A 21,020-nucleotide genomic window follows, 5' to 3' on the forward strand; every position below is an offset into this window, starting at 1 on the left:
CTTACGTTCATCAACGGTGACAGCCGAAAATCAGCGTTGCCTGGGAGGGAGTGGAGCTTGCGCTCAGTCAGACCGGGTCGCGAGCTCGGCCACGATCCTGCCAACGGTGTTCTCGTTGCGAGCGGTGAGGTGGCCGGGAAACTGTTTCCAGAAGCTTTTCGGCACACGGGTCTGCAGGCTTCCGTCAGGCATCCATTGGTAAATGGCCCGGGAGCGGCCGAGCTCGAGGCGTTCCGGTGCGAGGGTAGCGGCATCCGGCAGCTCGACCGATCCGAAGGGCTCCGAGGTGATCGTGACGAAGCTCTTCGACCCGTCCGCGCTGTTCAATTCACCCGTGCTGATCGCTGACAGCGGATTCTCGTCGGCGATCGCGCGGAACTCGCGCGCGGTCAGCACCACGACGCTCGACTGCACGCCGGTAGCGGCCAGCACCGCCTCCTCGATCGAGGGTGCGGTGAGTGCAGCCCCGGAGAACACGACGTTGCCGCTGCGCAGAAGGGTGACGACATCCGTCGCCCCGAGGCCCGCGAAGACCCGCCTCAGGTCGGCCATGGCCACCGCCTTGGCCGTGCCGACGTTGATGCCGCGAAGGAGGGCCACTCGAGAGTCGGTCACGCGCCCAGGCTAGCCGCGAGGTCTAACGTTGAAGCATGGAATTCAGATACCTCGGCAACAGCGGACTCAAGATCTCGGAACTCACCTACGGCAACTGGCTCACCCACGGCTCGCAGGTCGAGAACGAGGCCGCTCTCGCCTCCGTCAACGCCGCACTCGACGCCGGCATCACCACTTTCGACACCGCAGACGCCTACGCGAACACCAAAGCCGAGAAGGTGCTCGGCAAGGCGCTGAAGGGTCAGCGCCGCGAATCGCTCGAGATCTTCACCAAGGTCTACTGGCCCACCGGCCCCAAGGGTCACAACGACTCCGGCCTCTCTCGCAAGCACATCATGGAGTCGATCGAGGGCTCGCTCACGCGACTCAAGACCGACTACGTCGACCTCTATCAGGCCCACCGTTTCGACGTGGAGACCCCGCTCGAAGAGACCATGCAGGCCTTTGCGGATGTCGTGCGCCAGGGCAAGGCGCTCTACATCGGCACCTCGGAGTGGACCGCCGACCAGTTGCGCCAGGGGCAGGCCATCGCCAAAGACCTCGGTTTCTCGCTCATCTCCAACCAGCCGCAGTACTCGATGCTCTGGCGAGTGATCGAGGCGGAGGTCGTTCCGGCCTCCGAAGAGCTGGGCATCTCCCAGATCGTCTGGTCGCCGCTGGCGCAGGGCGTGCTCTCGGGCAAGTACCTGCCCGGCGCTCCCCTGCCCAAGGGCTCGCGTGCGACCGACAAGAACGGCGGCGCGAACATGATCAGCGCCTGGCTTCGGGATGACGTCCTCCACGCGGTTCAAGACCTGAAGCCCATCGCGGCTGAGGTCGGCCTCGACCTCCCGCAGCTCGCGGTGGCCTGGGTTCTGCAGAACCCGAATATCGCCGCCGCGATCATCGGCGCATCACGCCCGGAGCAGGTGACCAACAACGTGAAGGCCGTCGGGGTGAAGCTCCCCGAGGAGGTCATGCAGAAGATCGAGGCGGTGATGGCACCGGTCGCCGAAACTGACCCCGCGAAGACCACGGTTCCGGCAGGGCGACCCTCGTGAGTGAATTTTTTGTGACATGTCACCGAAATGGGGAATACTTCCAGCTTCGATGCGCTTGCATGGTGTCATGACTACCACCACTGATAACTTCCCCGGCTACGTCGCGGGCACCTGGAACCTCGACCCGACCCACTCTGAGGTCACCTTCTCTGTGAAGCACCTTGCGATCAGCAAGGTTCGCGGCTCGTTCAAGGAGTTCACCGCAACCCTGGTGACCGCTGAGGACCCGACCGCGTCGACCGCGACCGCGAGCATCCAGGTCGCATCCGTCGACACGAACCAGAAGGACCGCGACAACCACCTGCGCACGAGCGACTTCTTCCTGGTCGAGGAGTACCCGACCATGGACTTCGTCTCCACCGGCATCAAGGCTGACGGCTCGGACTTCACGCTCTACGGCAACCTCACCCTGCGTGGCGTCACCAAGGAGATCACCCTCAAGGGCGAGTTCGGCGGCATCACCACCGACGGCTACGGCCAGACCAAGCTCGGCGTCGCCGCGACCACGAAGATCAACCGCAAGGACTTCGGCGTCAACTGGAACGCTGCTCTCGAGGGTGGTGGATTCACCCTCGGCGACGACGTGACCATCAACGTCGAGCTGCAGTTCGTTCTGCAGGCCGCGTAAGCACCGAAACCGCTGTACAGGGGTCTCCGCCTTCGGGCGGGGGCCCCTTCGACGGTTAAGCGACCCATACCAGTGCTGCTTGGCTAGCGGTGCTGCTCGACCTCGTGGTCAGCGTGTTCGGCCGGCTCGAGCTGGAACGTGGAATGCTCGACATCGAAGTGTCGCGACAGGCATTCGGTGAGCGAGTCGAGCAACTGGTCTGTTCGCCCCTCGGTGAAGACGCGCGGTTCACAGACGACATGAGCGGAGAAGACGTTCGAGCCGGGCGTGATCGACCAGACGTGCACGTCATGAATGGAGACCACGCCGGGCTTATCGAGAACGTGAATCCGGATGAGGGCGACATCCGTTCCCCGCGGCGTTCCCTGACTCAGCACCCGCACCACATCACGCAGCAGCGACAGCGCCCGCGGGAAGATCAGGGAGGCGATGGCGAGCGACGCGATCGCATCCGCCCGCTCGAAACCGGTGAACAGGATGACGATGCCGGCCACGATGACGGCTCCCGACCCGATCAGGTCGCCCAGCACCTCCAAGTACGCACCGCGCATGTTGATGGAGGTCTTCGAGCCGCCGCGCAGCACCAGGAGGGCGGCGGTGTTCGCTATCGCACCGATCGCCCCGACGATCAGCATCAGCGACGCCTGGACATCCTGCGTTCCGGGGTCGATCAGACGCTGGACCGCCTCGACAGCGACGAAGGCCACCACCACCAGCAGGATGGCGGCGTTGATGAAGGCGGCGAAGACCTCGCTGCGGCGGTGACCGAAGGTCTGACTGTCGGTGGCCGGTCGCGCGGCGATGATGGTGGCGACCAACGCGACGATCAGGCCGGTGAGGTCGGAAAGCATGTGGCCGGCATCGGCAAACAGCGACAGCGAACCAGACAGCAGGCCGCCGATGACCTCGATGACGAGCACCACCGCCACGATCGCGATGGCGATGCTAAGGCGCGAGCGATTGGCGCTGCCGTGGCTGTGTCCCGCGTGGCTGTGTCCCGAGCCGCCGTGTCCCGAGCCGCCGTGAGTCGCGTCGCCATGAGTCACGCCGCCATGGCTGTGCCCTGCATGTGAAGCCTCACCCGAATCGTTCATCGGGTCAACTCTAGGAAGCCCGCCTGAGTAGCACCAGCCGGGCCCCTCGTCAGACGGGGAAAACGAGCAGTGTGCTCGTCGCCGTCGCCACCAGCTTGCCGGCAGCGTCGTGCACGGTGCCCTCGGCGAAGGCCGCCCGACTGCCCGGCTTGACGATGCGGCCCACCGCGGTCAGCGGTCCACTCGACCTCAGCACCGGGCGCAGGTAGCTCACCGTGATGTCTAGCGACGTGTAGCCCTGACCGGCCGGCAACGTGGTCTGGGTCACGCAGCCGAGCACGGTGTCGAGCAGGGTGCAGACCAATCCCCCGTGAACGGTGCCGATCGGGTTGTACATCGACTCGTCGGGGTCGCACTCGAAGGTGACCGTGCCGACCTCGGCCGAGATCGCCCGCATCCGCATCAGGTTCGCGATTGGTGGCGGCGCGATGGTGCCGTCGATCAGGGCCTGCAGAAAGTCGATCCCCGACATCGTCTTGGCTTTCTCGGCCACGGCGATCGGATCGTCCCAGCGCACCAGCCTGCTGCGCTCGCTCGCCGCGTCGTGTAGGTCAGTCATCGTCGATACCTCCGCTCGCCAGCCTAGGTCTACCGTGGTGCCGAGGAGGACAACGGATGTCTCAGCCTGAGGTATCACCAGCGCGCAGCGATGCCGACCGTCTCCTCGCCGCACGCCTCTTCACCGCCGCGACGGATGATCGCTCCGTTCGCACCAGACTCCGCCACCGCTACGCCGGGCGTCACGACGTGCTCGACGCCCTCTGGTGGCGGGCACACCCGCTCTCCACCGCCCCGTCTGGTAGGCCCGACCCGGCGTTGGCCCTCGCCGCCCTGCGCCGAGCGACCTACGCGCGCCCCACTGCAGAACCGGTGCCGTACACGGATGACGCGGGGGCAACCACCATGATCAGCCCGGCGGAACTCGCCCTCCGTGAGGCGATGGCGTCGCTGACGGCCGACACCGCCGCGCTCGACCGGGTTTTGGCGCTCGATCACGACGGACTGGGGCCGGATCCACTGGTGCCGGCTCTGTCGTCAGCGGCTCTGTCGCCACTAGCTCTGTCGCCACCTCCGATGTCGTCACCGGCTCTGTCGCCACCGATGTCGCCACCACCCGACGCCAGCGCGCGGCCGCCGGCTCGCCGCCGCGCGGTGCTCACCATCGTCGGCGTCGTGCTTGTTGCCGCGGCCGCGTTCGCCTTCGGACGCCTCGCCGAGCGTCCCGTGCCTGCCGCGTCGCCGAATCCGTCATCATCCCGATACGACGGCGGAGCGCAGCGGGGGTCGGCCACGCTTGCACTGTTGGAGTCTGCGCAGCAGCCCCAGGACATCCCTCCGTTCGCTCTCGGCACCGACACCATCTCGTCGTCGGTGCACCTGATCTTCGACGGCTACGGGCCAGGTGTGGTGGTGTTCGGCGCGCTCGGTCACCGCGACACGGTCTGCATGGTCGTCATCGTCGCCGAGGAGCAGAGCTCGCAGACCTGCTCCGCCGCCGATCGCTTCATCGACGATGGTCTTCGCCTGCGGGTGACCACCGGCGGTCGGGTGATCAACGATTCCGGCTATCTCGTGCCGAGCTACTACGAATTCCGCTGGACCGGCGACGGCTCCGTCAGCGCGACCTCTAACGCGCTCCCCTATCCCGCGCTACCCAGCAAGTAATCCAGGAATTCCGCGCACCCGTTTCGGCGTTGTGCCGGAGTACACCGAAGGAGCACACCATGAACGACCGCGACTGGCTCGCCCTGCTGAAGACCGCCAACCACGAATTCGCCAGCCGGCTCTCGGCCGTGAGTGACTGGGATGCGCCCACCCCCGACACCGAATGGACCGTGCGCGACCTGGCGTCACATGTCATCGAGGAACAGCAGTGGGTGCCGTTCCTCTTGGGCGGCAGCACGATCGATCAGGCTCGACGGGAGTTGGCACCGCTCGGTGATGACCTGTTCGCCGAATGGCGGCTGTACTCCTTTGGAGCGGCGGCAGCGTGGCATAACGTCGCTCCCGGCACGATCGTCAACCTGTCCCGCGACCGCGTGCCGGCCGAGGACTACCTTCGAGAGCTGGTCAGCGACGTCACCATCCACACCTGGGACCTGGCACGCGCGATCGGCGCTCCGGAAGAGCTCGATCCGGAGCTGATCGACGCGGTCTGGACGGTCTTCGAGCCCCAGCAGGAGACCCTCGCGGCCAGCGGACTGTACGCGGCGCCGGTGGCGCTGCCCTCCGATGCCCCGCTGCAGTCCCGCCTGCTCGCCGTCACCGGGCGCGACGATCGCGTCGCCGCGTAGCGCGTCAGAATCCGGCGACCTAGTGCTTCAGAATCCGGCGACCGCGTGCGGGATGTACTCCGCCTGCAGCTGAGCGAGCTCCGCATCCGTGAGGGTCAGCTCGGTCGCCGCCACCGCGTCGTCGAGGTGTGACATTTTCGTCGCACCGACGATCGGCGCGGTGACGGCCGGCTGCTGCATGACCCAGGCCAGAGCGACCCGGGCGCGGGGTACGCCGCGGGCCTCCGCGACCGCTGCCACCGCTGCGGCCACCGCGCGGTCGGATTCTTCGGCCTGCACGTAGAGGGTCTGGCCGAAGACATCCGTCTCTGAGCGGGAAGTCTGGGCGTCCCAGTCGCGAGTGAGCTTGCCGCGGGCGAGGGGGCTCCACGGGATGACGCCGACGCCCTGATCGAGGCAGTACGGATGCATCTCACGCTCCTCCTCGCGATTGATCAGGTTGTAGTGGTCCTGCATGGAGACGAAGCGGGTCCAGCCGTTCAGGTCGGCGGCGTGCTGGTACTCCGCGAACTGCCAGGCGTACATCGAGGAAGCGCCGAGATAGCGAACCTTGCCGGCCTTGACCAGGTCGTGCAGGGCCTCCATGGTCTCCTCGGCCGAGACGTCGGGGTCGCGGCGGTGAATCTGGTACAGGTCGATGTAGTCGGTGCCGAGCCGTCGCAGGCTGGCATCGATCTGCTCCATGATGTGCGCGCGAGAGAGGCCGTGTCCGTTCGGGCCGCTGCGCATGACGCCGTGGACCTTGGTAGCGATGACCACCTCTTCGCGGCGGGCGAAGTCGGCGAGCGCCCGGCCCACGATCTCCTCGCTCGAGCCGTCGGAGTAGACGTTCGCGGTGTCGAAGGTGGTGATGCCGAGCTCCAGCGCCTTCTGCACGAAGGGCCGGCTCTCGTCTTCCCGAAGCGACCACTGATGGTTGCCGCGGGCCGGATCCCCGTAACTCATGCATCCGAGGATGACCTTCGAGACCTGCAGACCGCTCTGACCGAGACGCACGTATTCCATGGTCCCAGTCTGCTCCTACTGCGCGCTCAGCACCCGAGTCGTCGATGCTGGAGCACCGACGAGTTCGCAGGTCGGGCGCATTTCCAGCATCCCCGACCGTACCTCACCCACGTTTGCCCGAATATGCAGGTCCTGAGCCCACCAAACCTGCATATTCGGGCAAACGTGACCGGGAACGCACCGAGTCGGCGAAGGGGGTGGGCAACTCGACGACGGGAAAGCAACCCCTGGCCCGAAGTCATCCGGCGCGTACCGTCCGCAGCATGAAGGCAAACAAGCAACTCTCCGACAACCTGCAGGCCGTGCTCGTCGATCTGCTCGAGCAGTACGCCTGGATGGTCAGCGCCGAGAACATGAAGCCCCGCAAGCGAGGCGCCACCAGCGGCACCTGACCCACGCGTTCGACCACGTTTGCCCGAATATGCAGGTTTTCGGTGTCCGAAACCTGCATATTCGGGCAAACGTGCGAGACGAGCTAGTCGCGGACCGGAGCGGCGAGGAGGGCGACCTCGACGCTGCCGCCCTTGGTCTCCTGCTCTCCCACCCGCTCGAATCCCATCCGCGCGTGGAAGGCGAGCGACTCCGGATTCGGCGGCTCGATGTTGACCTCGCAGTCGACCTCGGTTCGGCCTTGCTCGCGGGCCAGCTCGAACACCGCCGTGTAGAGCGTGCGACCGATACCCGCACCGCGAACCGTCGGGTCGATGACGATCCGGTCGATGTAGAGATAATCGACGCCCCGCCCATCGAAGAATCGGTAGTTCTCGCTGGAATAGGTCGAGCCCGGCGTCATCCCGATCAAAAAGCCCTGCAGGTCATCGCCCGCAACGGCCGCGAAGGTGAACCCAGCGAGCTCCAGCAGGTCTGCCATCTCCCGCTCGGAGGTGATCGGCACGGCCGGATGGGCGGCGTCGTTCAGTTCGACGATGCGCGGGATGTCGACGGCCGTGAGAGGGCGGAGGCTCAGCATCCGTCCATTGTGGTCTAATCGCAAGATGCCCAGCGATCTCAAAGATAGACAGCACAACACGATTCTCCGCCTCGCCGTCATGCTCGTCGTCGGCGCGATCGCGGCGGTCGTCACCGGGTTGTTCGGCGAATGGCCCTACGCCGCGACCGTCGGCTGGTGTTTCTCCTCCGCGATCTACTCGGTCTGGGTGTGGATGTTCATCCGACGCGCAAATGGCGAGCAGACGAAGGCTCACGCGAGCCGGGAGGAGCTCTATCGCGGCTATGCGGACCTGCTGGTCATTCTGCTCACCGTCGCGAGCCTATTCGCCGTCGTGTTCGTGCTGGTCAACGCGGCGAACTCCCACGGCGTCGCGAAGGCGCTGCTGGCCGCGCTCACCCTGCTCAGCGTGGCGCTGTCGTGGATTCTGCTGCACACCCTCTACACGCTGCGCTACGCCCGCCAGTACTACTCGCAGTCCGGCGGCGTCGACTTCAACCAGAAGGAGCTGCCGCGCTACTACGACTTCGCCTATCTCGCGTTCACCCTCGGCATGACCTATCAGGTCTCCGATACGAGCATCACGACGTCGGCGATGCGCGCGACCGCGCTCAAGCACGCACTGCTGTCGTTCGTCTTCGGGGCGGTCATCGTGGCCTCGACCATCAACCTGCTCGTGCAGATAACGGCCTAGCCAGATAACCGCCTAGACGACGAACGGCCTAGCGCGCGGCCGGCTCCGTGACGAAGTCGATCAGCTGCTCGACTCGAGCCAGCAGCACCGGCTCGAGGTCGGCGTAGTTCCGCACCTGGCCGAGGATGCGCTGCCAGGCCCGAGCGATGTCGGCCTGCTCGGCGTGCGGCCAGCCGAGAGCGGCACAGATGCCGTGCTTCCATTCGACGGTGCGCGGAATCACCGGCCATTGCTTCCAGCCGAGTCTGTCGGGCTTGACCCCCTGCCAGACGTCGACGAACGGATGCCCGACCACCAGAACATCGCGACCGTACGGCCCGCGGGCTACCGCCTCCGCAATCCGACTCTCCTTCGACCCCGGAACGAGGTGATCCACCAACACGCCCACCCGCCGGCCGGGGCCAGGAGCGAAGCGCTTCACGATCGCGTCGAGGTCGTCAACACCCTCAAGGTATTCGACCACGACGCCCTCCACCCGCAGGTCGGCGCCCCACACCTTCTCGACGAGTTCGGCGTCGTGTCGCCCCTCGACGAAGATGCGGCTGGGCAGGGCGACCCGGGCACGCTGATCGGCCACCGCGAACGACCCGGAGGCGGTGCGTGCAGAGCCGCTCTTCGCCGCCTTCGGAACGGTCAGCGTGACCGGCTTGCCCTCCACGAGAAACCCCGCACCGAGCGGGAAGACACGGGTCATCCCGTCGAAGTCTTCGAGGTGCACGAGCTTGCCCTCGATGCGCTTCACAACCCCGTAGAAGCCGCTCGCGCCCTCCTCGACTTCGACGCCGGTCTTCGCCTCGAATTCGGGCGCCACCGTCAGGCCGTGCTGGCGACGGGTGTTCTCTACCCGTCCATCACCGAAGCGATCGAACTCCATGCCCGAGTCTCTAGCGAGCGGCTAGCGGTCGCCGAGCTTGTGCAGGTGGAACGGGAGGTAGAGCGACAGCGACACCGCGACGATGCCGAGGAAGAACAGAATGGCCTCGATGCCCGGCACCGAGAAGGCGTACCCGAAGAGGAGGATGCCACCGACGAACAGCACCATGGAGATGACATAGGCGAAGTACTTCATGGTGGACCTTTCCAGGGACGAACGGTGTGCACCCAGTCTACGGAGTGCACACCCTCCGCTACGAACACCTCGCTAGCCCCGAGGTTCTAGCCCTGCGCCTCGATCGATACGTCGTTCCACTTCTCCCAGGTCTCGATACGGCGTGCGTAGTCCGCCTTTGCGATGCCGATCGGAGCGGTACCGAAGAAGACACGCAGGGGCGGCTCCGCGGCATCCACGATTTTCAGAATGGCTGCCGCAGACGCTTTCGGGTCGCCCTGATTACCGACGCGGGACTTGCGCTGCTCCGCTGCCTTCTCGTGAAACGCCTCGTACGCCGGGAGTGGCTCGGAGACCTGGGCGGATGCGCCACCCCAGTCGGTCGAGAACCCGCCAGGCTCCACAAGAGTGACCTTCACTCCAAAGCCCTCGACTTCTTGCGCGAGCGCCTGCGAGAAGCCCTCGAGAGCCCACTTCGACGCGTTGTAGATGCCGATGTTCGGGAAGGCCGAGATGCCGCCGATCGACGACACCTGGATGATGTGACCGCTCCCCTGCTCGCGCAGGAACGGCAGGGCGGCCTGTGTCACCCAGAGGGCACCGAAGACATTCGTCTCGAACTGAGCGCGGGCCTCCTGTTCGGTGATCTCCTCGATCAGGCCGAACTGACCGTATCCGGCATTGTTGACGACGACGTCGATGCGCCCGAACTGGCCATAGGCCTGCGCCACCGCGGCGAAATCGGCGTCGCGATCGGTGACGTCAAGCGCGATGGGGAGGAACTGATCGCCGTACGTGTCGACGAAGTCATCCAAAGTCCGCACGTCGCGTGCCGTCGCGGCGACCTTGTCGCCTCGCGATAGGGCCGCTGCGGTCCATTCGCGGCCGAAGCCGCGCGATGTACCGGTAATGAACCACACTTTCTCGGTCATGAAAGCTCTCTTTCACAGGGTTCGAGCGTGCTGAAGCGCGCGGGCCACTCAGCCTATTCCCGTGCCTCGTACTGCTCGGCCTACTTCTTCTGCTGGGCAGAGGAGGCACCGACCACCGAGAGCGGTTCGGTGATGTCCTCGAGCGACTTGCGTTCGGCATCCACCCCGATCAGGAAGGCGGTGATGCCACCGCCGATCATCAGGAACGCACCGATGAAGTACCCGATCGTGAGCGGGAAGCGATCGCTACCGTCACCGATCAACGATCCGTAGAGCACCGGAGCAAGCGCACCCGCGATTTGGCCGATCGCGAAGAAGTACGAGATCGCCTGACTACGGAGCTCGACCGGGAACGACTCGCTGGCGACCAGATAGGCGGATGACGCCCCCGCCGACGCGAAGAAGAACGCCACGCACCAGAAGACCGTCTGGGTCACCGCGTTCAGGGCACCGATGTTGAACAGGATCGCCGAAACGGCGAGCACGGCTCCGGCCACCCCGTAGGTGAGGAAGATCATCTTGCGCCGACCCCAGGTGTCGAACAGGTGGCCGAGCACCAGCGGTCCGATCAAGTTGCCGATCGCGAACGGGATGAAATAAATGGCGGTGTTCTTGACGTCGTAGAAGTTCTCCAGCACGAGCGCGTAACTGAAGAAGATCGCGTTGTAGAGGAATGACTGTGTGACGAACATCACGATGGTCGTCGCTGCTCGCTTCGGGTACTTCTTGAAAAACACCCCGAGGATCTGCCGCGCGCCGACGTTCTCAATCGAGCGGACCTCTATCGCTTTGCTTTCATCCACCGGCGGCAGATCGGTGACGCCCTCGTCGTGGATGCGCTGCTCGATCTCGTCGACCGTCTTGTTGGCGGCATCCGCCTGACCATGGGTGAGTTGCCACCGTGGACTCTCGGGGATGTGTCGCCGCAGATAGATGATGACCAACCCCAGCACCGGTCCGATGAAGAAGCCGATACGCCAGCCCCAGTTCTCGCTGAAGTCGGCATGCGAGGGGTTGAGCAGGAAGAAGTTGGCTACCGCACCGATCGCCGCGCCTCCCCAGTAGGTCCCGTTGATCGCGATGTCGACCCGGCCACGGAAGTGCGAGGGGATGAGCTCGTCGATGGCCGAGTTGATCGCCGTGTACTCGCCGCCGATACCGAGCCCGGCGATAAAGCGGAAAATCCAGAGGAACTGCATGTTCGGCGAGAACCCAGCGATACCGCTGCCGATGAGGTACACGAGCAGGGTGATGATGAAGAATTTTCGCCGCCCGAGCTTGTCAGCGAGACGGCCGAAGACGAGGGCGCCGACGACCTGGCCGATCAGGTAGATCGTGCCGGTGAACCCGACCTCGGTCGAATTCATGTCGAGCATCTTGGCGTAGCCGTTGGCCGAGACCATCTGGATCTCGAGGCCATCGAGAATCCACGCCGTGCCGAGCCCGAAGACGATCGACCAGTGGAAGCGAGTCCACGGCAATCTGTCCATCCTGGCAGGGACCAGGCTTCTGACCGAATCTCCCTGTGACCGATCCACGGTCTCTGTGCGCGACATCGCGTTCACGTCCTTCCGGGCGCCCCGCGACGCCACCGTGTTGACAGTAGAACTGCTGACCAAACGGTGGGAGGGAGTTGAACTCAGAAAAAAACGGGGTAGTGCGAGAGCGCTCAGTCGCCCTTCAAGACGGAGAGGACGTTGCCGGCCGGGTCCCTGAACCAGGCGATGTCTGGACCCCAGCCCCGGGAGATCCCTTTGTCGTCAGTGTTCGAGCCCTCGTCATAGATCTTGGTGACCACGCCCCGGGCGTTGAGATCGTCGACCGCTGACTCCACGTCGGCGACGGGAAAGTTCAGGATCGTGAACGACGCCGGTTCGTGATCCGGCTTCGCGTAGGCCAACACCGTCGCACCGCTGCCCAGATGCAGCTCGAGAAATCCCATCTCGTTCTCACTCACCTCGAGCCCGAGGGTCTCGCCATAGAAGGTCTTGGCCGCCGCGAGGTCGTCGATCGAGAACCCGCTGAAGGCATCTGCTGCAGTGAACATGGGTGCTCCTTTGCCCGTTTGTCTGAGCTTGTTCCGTCGAGGCTCCGCGGTCAAGACTTCGACGTCAGCATTCCGGCGAAAACCAGATCACGGATGCGCGGCAGCAGTTCGGCGCGCAGCGCGAGTTCGTCGACCTCCAGCAGTTGGGCGATCGCGCCGATGATCGCCCGCACGCTGAGCTCGCCGTCACACGCACCGACCAGCGCGGCGAGTCCGGTGTCGAGGGCGACCGTGCGACCGAAGCCACCGCCCTGGCGCAGGCTCATCACCGTCGGGTCTTCCGCGCCGGGCCAGTAGTGCCGCTCCTCGGTCACGTCGGGAGCCACCTCGAGGTGCTCGCGACCGAGCTGCTCGTCGTCGAGGCCCGCCAGCCAATCGTGGGCGGCGAGCGCCCCGGCGAGGTGTGGCCCGAGTCCGGCGCCGACGGGACCGTCGAGTCGTTCGAGCCGCCGCAGCGGACGGGGGTCCGAGCGCATCGTGAGGTACCCGAAGCCGACCGCGGTCACCCCGCGAGCCTCGAAGTCGTCGAGCCAGGCGCCGTAGAGGCGGTCGAAGTCCGGGCCCGGGCGGGTGCCGCCGTCGCGGATCCAGGTCTCGGCGTACGCTTTCGCATCCTGTACCTCGCGCTCGATCACCCAGCCGCCGAGACCGCTGTCGTCGATCCAGCGGCCGACTCGCTGCAGCCCGTCGCCGCTGTCTTCCCCTGAGGCCGCCCGTCCTGAGGCCGACCACCCAGCGGCCGCCCGGTACTCCCAGTTGCCGAGCAGCTGGGCGACACCGCCGGGCTGAAGGTGATCAGCCAGACCGGCGATCACGGAGGCGACCAGGGCATCCCCCACCATGCCGCCATCGCGGTACTCGTACTCTGGCACCCCGTCGGTGCGCGGCGTGATCACGAACGGCGGATTGGAGACGATGTGATCGAACCGCTCCCCCTCCACCGGATCGAACAGGCTGCCCAGGCGGAACTCGATGGATCGCACCTCATTGAGTTCGGCATTGAAGGCGGCGAAGTCGAGCGCGCGCTGCGAGATGTCGGTGGCGACGACCCGCTCGGCATGCCGGGCAGCGTGCAATGCCTGGATGCCGCATCCAGTCCCCAAATCCAGTGCCGTCGCGACGGGGCGACCCAGCATCAGCCCGCTCAGGGTGGTCGAGGCACCGCCCACGCCGAGCACGTGGTCTACCCGCAGGGGTGCTCCGGTGGAGAGCTCGCCCAGGTCGCTGGCGATCCACCAGCCGCCGACGCCGTGAGCGTCGACAAAACTGTACGGGCGCAGGTCGACCAGCGGCGTGCCGGCCGCGTCGACGAGACCCGCCTCGATCGCACCGTCGACGCCGAGCGTGGCAAACGCGTGGGCGAGCTGGTCGCGATCGGCGGGAAGGCCGAGCACCAGCACCCGGGCGAGGGTGGCGAGAGGGTCCTGTCGACCGGCGAGGCCACGGAGGGCGGGAACCCGCTGCCCGCGATGCAGGGCGGCCGCGGCATCCTCTCCCCACATTCTGGTCATGGCGTCGACGGAGAAATTGGCGGCAGTGAGATCGCTGCGGAGGGCGGCAATGAGCTGCGGCTGAGTCGTGAGAGGCACCGTGCAATTCAACACCGCTCGCGCGCTCCCTACCTCAGCCCGCTTCACGGATGCCGCTTCCGGGCGTACGCATGACGGCATGACTCGATACGGCTACACCCTCATGACGGAACAAAGCGGACCGAAGCAGCTCGTCGACTACGCGGTCGCGGCGGAAAACGCGGGCTTCGATTTCGAGGTCTCGAGCGACCACTACTCACCCTGGCTCACCAGCCAGGGGCACGCCCCGTACGCGTGGTCGGTGCTCGGCGCGGTTGCCCACGCAACCAACCGTGTGGAGCTCGCCACCTACGTGACCTGCCCGACGGTGCGCTACCACCCCGCGGTGATCGCCCAGAAGGCGGCGACCATGCAGCTGCTGAGCGACGGGCGGTTCATCCTGGGCCTCGGCGCGGGAGAGAACCTCAACGAGCATGTCGTCGGCGAGGGCTGGGCGCCGGTCGCCCAGCGCCAGGACATGTTGGAGGAGGCGATCCACATCATCCGGGAACTGCACACGGGCGAGCTGGTCACCTGGGACGGCGAATACTTCCGGGTCGACTCCGCCCGCATCTGGGACCTCCCCGACGACGGGGTGGAGATCGGCGTCGCGGTCTCCAGCGCCGCGGGAGCCTCGCGCTTCGGCGAGCTCGGCGACCACCTGATCACGACAGAACCCGACAGCTCGATCCTCGACGGTTGGTCGGGGTCGGCGGATGCCCGCACGATCGGCCAGATCCCGATCTGCTGGGGGCCCGACAAGCAGGAGGCGATCGAGCTCGCCCACGACCAGTTCCGCTGGTTCGCAGGCGGCTGGGCGGTCAACGCGGACTTACCAACCCCGCACGGATTCGCCGGCGCCAGCCAATTCGTACGTCCCGAAGATGTCGCTGCGACGATTCCCTGCGGCCCGGATCTCGACGAGCTGGCGGCCGGAATCGCTGAATACGCGGGAGCGGGGTTCACGGATGTCGCTCTGGTGCAGGTCGGCGACGTCAACCAGGAACGCTTCCTCGCCGAGGTGGCCGAACCCCTGCTCGAGAAGCTGCGCGGCTAGCGGTACCGCTAGCGCGCGAGCGCCGCGATCGCACTGTCGGCCAGGTGGGCGAGCAGGTCGCCGGCATCGTCGTAGACCGCGATCGCGCCCGCTTCGAGCAATTCCAGGCGACCCGTGCCACCGCTCAGCAGTCCGATGCAGGCCACCCCCGCAGAGGCTGCGCCGCGGACATCCCAGATCGAATCGCCGACCATGATCGCCCGGGCGGGCTCGACCCCGGCGCGTGCGATCGCTACCTGCACGATGTCCGGCGCGGGTTTGGCCTGCTCGACGTCCCCGGCGGAGGTCACGAGCGCCAAATCCTCTTCGATGCCGAGCACCGAGCGCAGCAGCTGAAGCTCGTCGTTCGGCGCCGACGTCGCCAACACCACCTGCAGTCCGAGGTCGGCGACCGCAGACACGAGTTCGCGGGCGTGGGCGAACGCTCGCAGGGAGCCCGCGGCAGCCAGGTAGTGCTCGGAGTTCAGCGCGGATGCCCTGTCACCCAGGTCTTCCGCCCGGCCGCCGAGCAACTCATCGAGCAGCAGATCGGAGTCCATGCCGATCCCCCGGTGGATGCGCCAGGAGTCGACCGGATGACCGACCTCCTCGAGCGCGCGGCTCCAGGCCGCGACGTGGGCGTAGTTGGAGTCGACGAGGGTTCCATCGATATCGAAGAGCACTGCGGGATTCACCATGCTGCGCACCGTACGCGCACCCTGACTTAGGCTTGAATGCACGCCGGACGGATGAGGGGGAACGTGAAAGCGCTCAGCGAAACGGATATCCGCGCCAGCTTCGTCAACGCCACCAAGGGCGAGATCGCACGAATCCCGCTCCCCGGGCTGCACGAGGTGCTCTGGAGCGACCGCGAGTACTTGGGATGGCGCGATCACGGCGCCCCGCTCCGCGGTTACCTGGTGCACTGGGTGGACGACCGGCCCGTCGGGGTCGTCTTGCGCGCATCCAGTGTCAGCATGCGCCCCGGAATTTCAGCGATGTGCTCGCTCTGCCGCACCCCGCAGCCCTCCGACCAGGTAACCCTGTTCTCGGCCGCGCGCGCCGGGGAGTCCGGCCGCAACGGCAACTCGGTCGGGACCTACATCTGCGCGGATCTCGCCTGCTCGCTGATCATCCGCATCACCCCGCCCAAGTTGCCGATGCAGCCCGACCCGGCCGAGATCGTCGCCCGGCGGGCCCAGGGGCTACTCGACCGCGTGAACAACTTCACCGCGGACGTCATGAAGACCGCGTAGCCCCTCGGTCAGCCCGCCAGTTCGGAGAGGATCGATGGCCTGGTGGGGTTCCAGCCCAGGGCGCGGGCCTTCGCTCCCGACGCCTGCTGATCGAGAAGCAGCGCCTCGGTGAAGCCCTTGCCCAACGCCCCCTCCGTTGTGGCCAGGTCGCCAGGAGCCACCTCACCGTCTGGCCCGACCACCGCTTCAGCAAGCTGACGCACGGTGACGCTTTCGCCGTTCACGCCGAGGTACCGCTCGCCGCGGGTCGCGTACTGCAGAACGAGCACGTACAGGTCGGCCAGATCATCGACGTGCACCGTGGCCCAGTGCTGATCGCCGGTTCCCAGCAGCGTGAGTGCGCCCGTCGCGGTGCGGGGCGCACCGGAGATGACATTCGGGATGCCCTTTCCGTAGCCGTAGACGACGCCAGGTTCGATGACGCTGGCGTTGATGCCGGAGGCGAAGAGCTTCTGCACGCGCTCCTCGCGCCAGGCGGTGATCTCGGGAGCGGAGATGGGAGTCTCCTCAGTGATGTCGGCGCCGTTACCGTGCACCCAGACACCCCCGGTGTAGATGAACGGCTTGTCGGTGCCGGCGAATGCGGCGATGACCGAGTCGATCACCGCGTCGTCGAATTCGGCGCCGCTGCCGTCGTCGGGCGTCGCGGTGTGGATGAATCCGTCGCTCTGCTCGAGTTCGAGGGTGAGCCAGTCGGTGTCGGGAAGGATGTGCTCGACCGCCCGCGCGCCCGCCGCGGCCACCTTCTCCCCCGCTTCGTCGCTGCGGACCACCGCGTCGACGGAATATCCGGCCGCGATCAACGCCGTCAGAACGGAGGATCCGACGAAACCACTGCCGCCGGTGAGGAGGATGCTCATGCTGTGCCTTTCGAACTCATGCTCTGTCTTTCCCCTAGGGTGCCACCCACAGCATTCGCTCGGCGGCACGCGCGCGCAAGGCCTGGCGTCTCACAGCGTCTCAGACCACGATGGAGCAATGACAGCGATCGTATGCAAGCAGAGCCTCTCATGGCCCGCGTGACCCGCGTGATCCCCGGCCCCGGCCAGGAATCGGTCTGGGATTATCCTCGGCCGCCGCGGGTGGAGGCGACGACCGACCGCATCCGTATTCGACTCGGCGGCGAACTCATCGTCGACACCACGGATGCCGTGCGCGTTCTCGAGACCAGTCATCCGCCGGTCTATTACCTTCCGCGCTCCGCCTTCCCGGATGACTCCCTGCAGCCGGCAGACGGCGCGAGTTTCTGCGAGTTCAAGGGCGGCGCGCGGTACCTGACCGTTCGTGGCGGTGACACGGATGCCGCGCGCTCGGCCTGGTTCTACCCCTCACCGAGCGCCGGCTACGAGCAGCTCGTGGACCGGGTGGCGGTGTACCCGAGCGCGATGGACTCGTGTGAGGTCGCGGGCGAGACGGTGACGCCGCAGGCCGGCGACTTCTACGGCGGATGGATCACCTCCCGCGTGGTCGGGCCGTTCAAGGGCGAGCCCGGCACCCTCGGCTGGTAGAACTCCGCTGGTCGAGTAGCGCCCGAACGACTCCGTCGGTCGAGTAGCGCCCGAGCGTCCGCGCGAGGACGCGTATCGAGACCCGGTCTACGAGGTACGAAAGCGCGCGAACGCGTCCCTCGACAGCGCGAACGCCGCGGTTTCGCGCGTGGTCAGGTCGCCGAACGCGTCGGGGGTGACCGTCACCCCGCCGGATTTCTCCGCGCGACGCCAGGTGCCGACGATGCGCCCTCCCGCAACGATCATCGGCAAGAAGATTCCGTTGCTGCCTGGCACGATCCGGGCAAAATGCTCGTCGTCGAGCGGGAGCGATCGATCGGTGTAGCCCAGCAGGTATTCGTCGAATCCGGGCAGCGCGTGCACCGCCGTCGACCGCCTCCTGCCCGAGGCCAGATCGATCTCCCGGGCGGACGCCCAGTAGCTCTCGCCGCCGTGCTCGAGTTCGACGAGATCGTCCGCCGCAAGCGCGAGCCCGGTGCGCGCGGAGGCGAGGGTGAGTTTCGCCCACCAGGCGAAGTCGCGCAAAGTCGCCGGCCCGTGACCGGTGAAGTACCGCAGCGCGAGTTCGCGCAGTGCTTCGTCACCAGATAGGTCGCGCGAGGTCGACACCCATTCGTCGAGCAGAACCAGAGCCTGCTGCGTGCCACTGGCGGGCCCCCAACAGATCAGTCCGGTCTGAGCCAGGTGCCAGATCACGTGATAGCCGCGCTGCGCCGACGGGTCGATGTCGATCGATCGCAGCAGGGCGAAATACTCGTCGCGGGCGAGCGCTTTTCCGCCCTGCAGGGCCGCGATCGTCGCCGCGCGCGCTCGATCGAGAATCGCCTCGTCGAGTCCGAGCTGCCGCTGTCGGGTCGCCGATCCCGCGATCGTGCGCGGGGCTGTGACGCCGAGCACCCAGCGCAGCTCCTCGGCGGGGAGAAAGAACAGCGTGCCCCTGAATGGCGCAGAGCGCACAATCGTCCCGGCGTCGAGCGCCGCGATCAGATCACTGAGCCGCGACCCCGGGGCGCGCACCCCCAGCGCCCAGCCGCCCTGGATGAAGTCCTGCCCCTGCAGCGCGAACAGCTGTCGCGTGACGTCGACCACGGACAGCTCAACGCCCGACGGATTCTCTATGCGGTGCGCGCTCAGCCGCAGGCGCAGTATCTCGGCCGCGCCGACCGCTGCCGCCATCCGCTACCCGACGCGACGCGGGTCAGGCGCCGGACTTGGCTGCGGCCGGCGTCTTTTTCGCGCTGCTCGTCCTTTTCGCACTGTTCTTGGGGGGCAGCAGGGTATTCGCCTCCTCGAGCGACATGCCGTTCGTCTCGGGGATGAACCGCATCACGAACAGGAACGACAGCAGCGCGAACAGCGCATACAGCCCGTAGGTGAGCACCAGCGAGACGGATGCCAGCGGCGGGAAGCTGATCGTGACGACGAAGTTGGCGATCCACTGAGCCGCCGCAGCGATGCCCAACGCCCGAGCGCGGATGCGGGTCGGGAAGATCTCGCCGAGCAACACCCAGACCACCGGGCCCCAGGATGCGCCGAAGCTGATCACGAAGATGTTGGCCGCGACGAGGGCGACCGGCCCCCACCCGCCGGGCAGGGATGGCGCGCCATTGACCACATTGGCCTGACTGAAGGCGACGGCCATGGCGGCGAGCGACACCGTCATGCCCGCCGACCCGAACAGCAGGATCGGCCGTCGGCCGACCCGGTCGACCAGGGCGATGGCGACGAAGGTGACCGCGATGTTCGTCACCGAGGTGATCACCGAGATGGTGAAGGAGTCTTTCTCCTGAAAACCGACCGACCGCCACAGCGTCGTGGAGTAATAGAAGATCACGTTGATGCCGACGAACTGTTGGAAGATCGACAGGACGATCCCGACCCAGACGATCGGCTTAAGACCGAAGGCCTTACCGCGCAACGCGCCCTTCTGATTCCCCTGCTGATCGGCCTCGATGGCCGAGCGCATGTCCCGGATGGCGCGTTCGGCGTCGTCGTTCGGCCAGATGCGCGCGAAGATCTTGCGCACCTCGTCGTCGCGATTCTTGAGCACCAGAAAACGCGGAGACTCCGGGAGAGCGATCGCGAGCAATCCGTAGACGACCGCGGGAACCACACCCGCGAGGAACATCCAGCGCCATGCCTCCAGTCCGAACCAGAACTTCGCGCCAGCCGTGCCCGCGGCGTTCGCGAAGAGGGTGTCGGAGAGAAGGGCGGCGAAGATACCGACGGTGATGGCCAGCTGCTGGAGCGATGCCAAGCGGCCGCGCATCTGCTTCGGGGAGATCTCCGCAATGTAGGCCGGTGCGATCACCGAGGCGATTCCGATACCGAGTCCGCCGACGACCCGCCAGACGACCAGATCCCACACGCCGATCGAGAGACCGGCACCGATCGCGCTGGCGAGAAACAGCACCGATCCGACGATCATGGCGGGGATACGACCCCAGCGGTCGGCAAGGCGCCCGGCGAAGTAGGCGCCGAACGCGCATCCGATCAGAGCGCTCGCGACGGCAAGCCCGATGAGTGCGGGCAGCAGGTTGAAGTCTTTCTCGACCGCGTCGACGGCGCCGTTGACGACCGAGGAATCGAAGCCGAACAGGAATCCGCCGACGGCTCCCGCGACCGCCAGACCGATGACTTTGATATTGGTTGAGGGGTTGCTGGCGGTGTCTGACATCTCGATCCTCTGTTCGTTACCACCAACCACCGTACGCCCACCTTCAGTCGTCGGTCATCCCCGTGGCGGGGCCTGGCTGACTTCCGCGGAAACTGCCACGAGAACTGCCATGGGCGTTAGTGTCTGCCCATGAGCGAGTTGACGATCCGAGACCTCCGCGACACCGACGTCGACGCCTGGTCGGAGCTATATCGCGGGTATCGCGCGTTTTACCTGCTCGCCGACGACGACGCGATCGTCCAGCGCACCTGGGGGTGGTTGCAGGCCCGCGAGTACGGTCTGCGCGGAATAGTCGCGGAGGACGAGCACGGAGAGCTGGTCGCTCTCGCCCACCTCCGCCTGTTCGCGCGGCCGTCATCCGGAGCCTTGGGGCTGTACCTCGACGATCTCTTCACCTCGGCGGATGCCCGTGGCCGGGGCGTGGGCGGACGGATGCTCGAGCGCTGCGCCGAGCTCGCCACCGAGAGCGGAGCGACCATCGTGCGCTGGATCACCGCGGTCGACAACACGACCGCGCGATCGCTCTACGACGCCAAGGGACGCGCCACCTCGTGGGTCACCTACGAAATGGACGCAGCCTTCGTGGGGTAACGGTGGGTGACAGCGGGTGACGGTGCGGTCATCCGGTC

At 66.3% G+C, this 21,020-nt stretch carries 25 protein-coding genes; 10 read left to right on the plus strand and 15 right to left on the minus strand.

The window, feature by feature from the left end:
• Positions 1-63: 63 nt before the first annotated feature.
• Positions 64-615, minus strand: coding sequence for a DUF1697 domain-containing protein (locus tag IV501_RS00425; RefSeq protein ID WP_200554446.1), 552 nt, complete (start codon positions 613-615; stop codon positions 64-66).
• Between the two features lie 35 nt (positions 616-650).
• Between IV501_RS00425 and IV501_RS00430 the strand changes: the two genes are divergently transcribed.
• A complete protein-coding gene (locus IV501_RS00430; protein ID WP_200554447.1) occupies positions 651-1,655 on the plus strand; it encodes an aldo/keto reductase family protein in 1,005 nt (334 codons plus the stop codon).
• 67 nt (positions 1,656-1,722) lie between these two features.
• Complete coding sequence (locus tag IV501_RS00435) at positions 1,723-2,283, plus strand: YceI family protein (protein ID WP_200554448.1); 561 nt, start codon at positions 1,723-1,725, stop codon at positions 2,281-2,283.
• 83 nt (positions 2,284-2,366) lie between these two features.
• Here IV501_RS00435 and IV501_RS00440 read toward each other — a convergent pair whose 3' ends face one another.
• Both IV501_RS00440 and IV501_RS00445 read right to left on the minus strand, forming a co-directional pair.
• Positions 2,367-3,377 (minus strand): cation diffusion facilitator family transporter, encoded by a 1,011-nt coding sequence (locus tag IV501_RS00440; protein WP_200554449.1) that lies wholly within the window; start codon positions 3,375-3,377, stop codon positions 2,367-2,369.
• Between the two features lie 49 nt (positions 3,378-3,426).
• Complete coding sequence (locus IV501_RS00445) at positions 3,427-3,936, minus strand: PaaI family thioesterase (RefSeq protein ID WP_200554450.1); 510 nt, start codon at positions 3,934-3,936, stop codon at positions 3,427-3,429.
• Positions 3,937-3,992: 56 nt separating this feature from the next.
• Between IV501_RS00445 and IV501_RS00450 the strand changes: the two genes are divergently transcribed.
• Complete coding sequence (locus tag IV501_RS00450) at positions 3,993-5,042, plus strand: hypothetical protein (protein ID WP_200554451.1); 1,050 nt, start codon at positions 3,993-3,995, stop codon at positions 5,040-5,042.
• 59 nt (positions 5,043-5,101) lie between these two features.
• Entirely contained in the window at positions 5,102-5,671 is a 570-nt protein-coding gene (locus tag IV501_RS00455) for a TIGR03086 family metal-binding protein (protein ID WP_200554452.1), read from the plus strand.
• Positions 5,672-5,698: 27 nt separating this feature from the next.
• Here IV501_RS00455 and IV501_RS00460 read toward each other — a convergent pair whose 3' ends face one another.
• A complete protein-coding gene (locus IV501_RS00460; protein ID WP_200554453.1) occupies positions 5,699-6,676 on the minus strand; it encodes an aldo/keto reductase in 978 nt (325 codons plus the stop codon).
• Positions 6,677-6,939: 263 nt separating this feature from the next.
• Between IV501_RS00460 and IV501_RS16315 the strand changes: the two genes are divergently transcribed.
• Positions 6,940-7,068, plus strand: coding sequence for a hypothetical protein (locus IV501_RS16315; RefSeq protein WP_267910384.1), 129 nt, complete (start codon positions 6,940-6,942; stop codon positions 7,066-7,068).
• A gap of 83 nt (positions 7,069-7,151) precedes the next feature.
• Here IV501_RS16315 and IV501_RS00465 read toward each other — a convergent pair whose 3' ends face one another.
• Entirely contained in the window at positions 7,152-7,646 is a 495-nt protein-coding gene (locus tag IV501_RS00465; RefSeq protein WP_200554454.1) for a GNAT family N-acetyltransferase, read from the minus strand.
• Positions 7,647-7,671: 25 nt separating this feature from the next.
• Here IV501_RS00465 and IV501_RS00470 point away from each other — a divergent pair, with 25 nt between their 5' ends.
• A complete protein-coding gene (locus IV501_RS00470) occupies positions 7,672-8,319 on the plus strand; it encodes a DUF1345 domain-containing protein (RefSeq protein ID WP_200554455.1) in 648 nt (215 codons plus the stop codon).
• A gap of 28 nt (positions 8,320-8,347) precedes the next feature.
• Here IV501_RS00470 and IV501_RS00475 read toward each other — a convergent pair whose 3' ends face one another.
• From IV501_RS00475 to IV501_RS00500, 6 genes are all read right to left on the minus strand, one after another.
• Entirely contained in the window at positions 8,348-9,193 is an 846-nt protein-coding gene (locus IV501_RS00475) for a DUF3097 domain-containing protein (RefSeq protein WP_200554456.1), read from the minus strand.
• A 21-nt stretch (positions 9,194-9,214) separates the two neighbouring features.
• Positions 9,215-9,388, minus strand: coding sequence for a hypothetical protein (locus IV501_RS00480; RefSeq protein ID WP_200554457.1), 174 nt, complete (start codon positions 9,386-9,388; stop codon positions 9,215-9,217).
• A gap of 86 nt (positions 9,389-9,474) precedes the next feature.
• On the minus strand, positions 9,475-10,299 hold the full coding sequence (locus IV501_RS00485; protein ID WP_200554458.1) for an SDR family oxidoreductase: 825 nt from the start codon (positions 10,297-10,299) through the stop codon (positions 9,475-9,477).
• 80 nt (positions 10,300-10,379) lie between these two features.
• Complete coding sequence (locus IV501_RS00490; RefSeq protein ID WP_200554459.1) at positions 10,380-11,789, minus strand: MFS transporter; 1,410 nt, start codon at positions 11,787-11,789, stop codon at positions 10,380-10,382.
• 179 nt (positions 11,790-11,968) lie between these two features.
• The gene (locus IV501_RS00495) at positions 11,969-12,346 is read right to left on the minus strand and encodes a VOC family protein (protein WP_200554460.1); all 378 of its coding nucleotides are present in this window, start codon (positions 12,344-12,346) and stop codon (positions 11,969-11,971) included.
• A gap of 50 nt (positions 12,347-12,396) precedes the next feature.
• On the minus strand, positions 12,397-13,935 hold the full coding sequence (locus tag IV501_RS00500) for a DUF7059 domain-containing protein (protein WP_307812110.1): 1,539 nt from the start codon (positions 13,933-13,935) through the stop codon (positions 12,397-12,399).
• 79 nt (positions 13,936-14,014) lie between these two features.
• Here IV501_RS00500 and IV501_RS00505 point away from each other — a divergent pair, with 79 nt between their 5' ends.
• Positions 14,015-14,971 carry a TIGR03557 family F420-dependent LLM class oxidoreductase gene (locus tag IV501_RS00505; RefSeq protein WP_200554462.1) on the plus strand — a complete coding sequence of 319 codons (957 nt, stop codon included), beginning with the start codon at positions 14,015-14,017 and terminating at the stop codon, positions 14,969-14,971.
• 8 nt (positions 14,972-14,979) lie between these two features.
• On the opposite strand, the gene IV501_RS00510 is transcribed toward IV501_RS00505, so the two are convergent.
• Positions 14,980-15,648, minus strand: a complete 669-nt coding sequence (locus IV501_RS00510; protein ID WP_200554463.1) for an HAD family hydrolase — start codon at positions 15,646-15,648, stop codon at positions 14,980-14,982.
• Between the two features lie 63 nt (positions 15,649-15,711).
• On the opposite strand from IV501_RS00510, the gene IV501_RS00515 reads away from it, so the two are divergent.
• Positions 15,712-16,206 (plus strand): FBP domain-containing protein, encoded by a 495-nt coding sequence (locus tag IV501_RS00515; RefSeq protein ID WP_200554464.1) that lies wholly within the window; start codon positions 15,712-15,714, stop codon positions 16,204-16,206.
• An 8-nt stretch (positions 16,207-16,214) separates the two neighbouring features.
• On the opposite strand, the gene IV501_RS00520 is transcribed toward IV501_RS00515, so the two are convergent.
• A complete protein-coding gene (locus IV501_RS00520) occupies positions 16,215-17,066 on the minus strand; it encodes an NAD-dependent epimerase/dehydratase family protein (protein ID WP_200554465.1) in 852 nt (283 codons plus the stop codon).
• Positions 17,067-17,216: 150 nt separating this feature from the next.
• On the opposite strand from IV501_RS00520, the gene IV501_RS00525 reads away from it, so the two are divergent.
• Positions 17,217-17,714 carry a DUF427 domain-containing protein gene (locus tag IV501_RS00525; protein WP_200554466.1) on the plus strand — a complete coding sequence of 166 codons (498 nt, stop codon included), beginning with the start codon at positions 17,217-17,219 and terminating at the stop codon, positions 17,712-17,714.
• A gap of 87 nt (positions 17,715-17,801) precedes the next feature.
• Here the strand turns inward: IV501_RS00525 and IV501_RS00530 are convergent, their stop codons facing one another.
• Both IV501_RS00530 and IV501_RS00535 read right to left on the minus strand, forming a co-directional pair.
• On the minus strand, positions 17,802-18,890 hold the full coding sequence (locus IV501_RS00530) for a winged helix DNA-binding domain-containing protein (protein ID WP_200554467.1): 1,089 nt from the start codon (positions 18,888-18,890) through the stop codon (positions 17,802-17,804).
• Positions 18,891-18,912: 22 nt separating this feature from the next.
• On the minus strand, positions 18,913-20,391 hold the full coding sequence (locus tag IV501_RS00535; protein ID WP_200554468.1) for a sugar porter family MFS transporter: 1,479 nt from the start codon (positions 20,389-20,391) through the stop codon (positions 18,913-18,915).
• A gap of 129 nt (positions 20,392-20,520) precedes the next feature.
• On the opposite strand from IV501_RS00535, the gene IV501_RS00540 reads away from it, so the two are divergent.
• Positions 20,521-20,982 (plus strand): GNAT family N-acetyltransferase, encoded by a 462-nt coding sequence (locus tag IV501_RS00540; RefSeq protein ID WP_200554469.1) that lies wholly within the window; start codon positions 20,521-20,523, stop codon positions 20,980-20,982.
• Positions 20,983-21,020: the final 38 nt, after the last annotated feature.

The sequence above is a fragment of the Lacisediminihabitans changchengi genome, from assembly GCF_016634425.1.
Taxonomy (GTDB): domain Bacteria; phylum Actinomycetota; class Actinomycetes; order Actinomycetales; family Microbacteriaceae; genus Lacisediminihabitans; species Lacisediminihabitans changchengi.

Excerpts from the sequence above, each read along its gene's own strand:
- IV501_RS00450 (WP_200554451.1), top strand. The coding sequence starts at position 3,993 with ATGTCTCAGCCTGAGGTATCACCAGCGCGCAGCGATGCCGACCGTCTC.
- IV501_RS00535 (WP_200554468.1), bottom strand. The coding sequence starts at position 20,391 with ATGTCAGACACCGCCAGCAACCCCTCAACCAATATCAAAGTCATCGGT.
- IV501_RS00465 (WP_200554454.1), bottom strand. The coding sequence starts at position 7,646 with ATGCTGAGCCTCCGCCCTCTCACGGCCGTCGACATCCCGCGCATCGTC.
- IV501_RS00430 (WP_200554447.1), top strand. The coding sequence starts at position 651 with ATGGAATTCAGATACCTCGGCAACAGCGGACTCAAGATCTCGGAACTC.
- IV501_RS00435 (WP_200554448.1), top strand. The coding sequence starts at position 1,723 with ATGACTACCACCACTGATAACTTCCCCGGCTACGTCGCGGGCACCTGG.
- IV501_RS00510 (WP_200554463.1), bottom strand. The coding sequence starts at position 15,648 with ATGGTGAATCCCGCAGTGCTCTTCGATATCGATGGAACCCTCGTCGAC.
- IV501_RS00520 (WP_200554465.1), bottom strand. The coding sequence starts at position 17,066 with ATGAGCATCCTCCTCACCGGCGGCAGTGGTTTCGTCGGATCCTCCGTT.
- IV501_RS00480 (WP_200554457.1), bottom strand. The coding sequence starts at position 9,388 with ATGAAGTACTTCGCCTATGTCATCTCCATGGTGCTGTTCGTCGGTGGC.
- IV501_RS00455 (WP_200554452.1), top strand. The coding sequence starts at position 5,102 with ATGAACGACCGCGACTGGCTCGCCCTGCTGAAGACCGCCAACCACGAA.
- IV501_RS00530 (WP_200554467.1), bottom strand. The coding sequence starts at position 18,890 with ATGGCGGCAGCGGTCGGCGCGGCCGAGATACTGCGCCTGCGGCTGAGC.
- IV501_RS00445 (WP_200554450.1), bottom strand. The coding sequence starts at position 3,936 with ATGACTGACCTACACGACGCGGCGAGCGAGCGCAGCAGGCTGGTGCGC.
- IV501_RS00490 (WP_200554459.1), bottom strand. The coding sequence starts at position 11,789 with ATGGACAGATTGCCGTGGACTCGCTTCCACTGGTCGATCGTCTTCGGG.
- IV501_RS00540 (WP_200554469.1), top strand. The coding sequence starts at position 20,521 with ATGAGCGAGTTGACGATCCGAGACCTCCGCGACACCGACGTCGACGCC.
- IV501_RS00475 (WP_200554456.1), bottom strand. The coding sequence starts at position 9,193 with ATGGAGTTCGATCGCTTCGGTGATGGACGGGTAGAGAACACCCGTCGC.
- IV501_RS00525 (WP_200554466.1), top strand. The coding sequence starts at position 17,217 with ATGGCCCGCGTGACCCGCGTGATCCCCGGCCCCGGCCAGGAATCGGTC.
- IV501_RS00470 (WP_200554455.1), top strand. The coding sequence starts at position 7,672 with ATGCCCAGCGATCTCAAAGATAGACAGCACAACACGATTCTCCGCCTC.
- IV501_RS00505 (WP_200554462.1), top strand. The coding sequence starts at position 14,015 with ATGACTCGATACGGCTACACCCTCATGACGGAACAAAGCGGACCGAAG.
- IV501_RS00440 (WP_200554449.1), bottom strand. The coding sequence starts at position 3,377 with ATGAACGATTCGGGTGAGGCTTCACATGCAGGGCACAGCCATGGCGGC.
- IV501_RS00485 (WP_200554458.1), bottom strand. The coding sequence starts at position 10,299 with ATGACCGAGAAAGTGTGGTTCATTACCGGTACATCGCGCGGCTTCGGC.
- IV501_RS00460 (WP_200554453.1), bottom strand. The coding sequence starts at position 6,676 with ATGGAATACGTGCGTCTCGGTCAGAGCGGTCTGCAGGTCTCGAAGGTC.
- IV501_RS00495 (WP_200554460.1), bottom strand. The coding sequence starts at position 12,346 with ATGTTCACTGCAGCAGATGCCTTCAGCGGGTTCTCGATCGACGACCTC.
- IV501_RS16315 (WP_267910384.1), top strand. The coding sequence starts at position 6,940 with ATGAAGGCAAACAAGCAACTCTCCGACAACCTGCAGGCCGTGCTCGTC.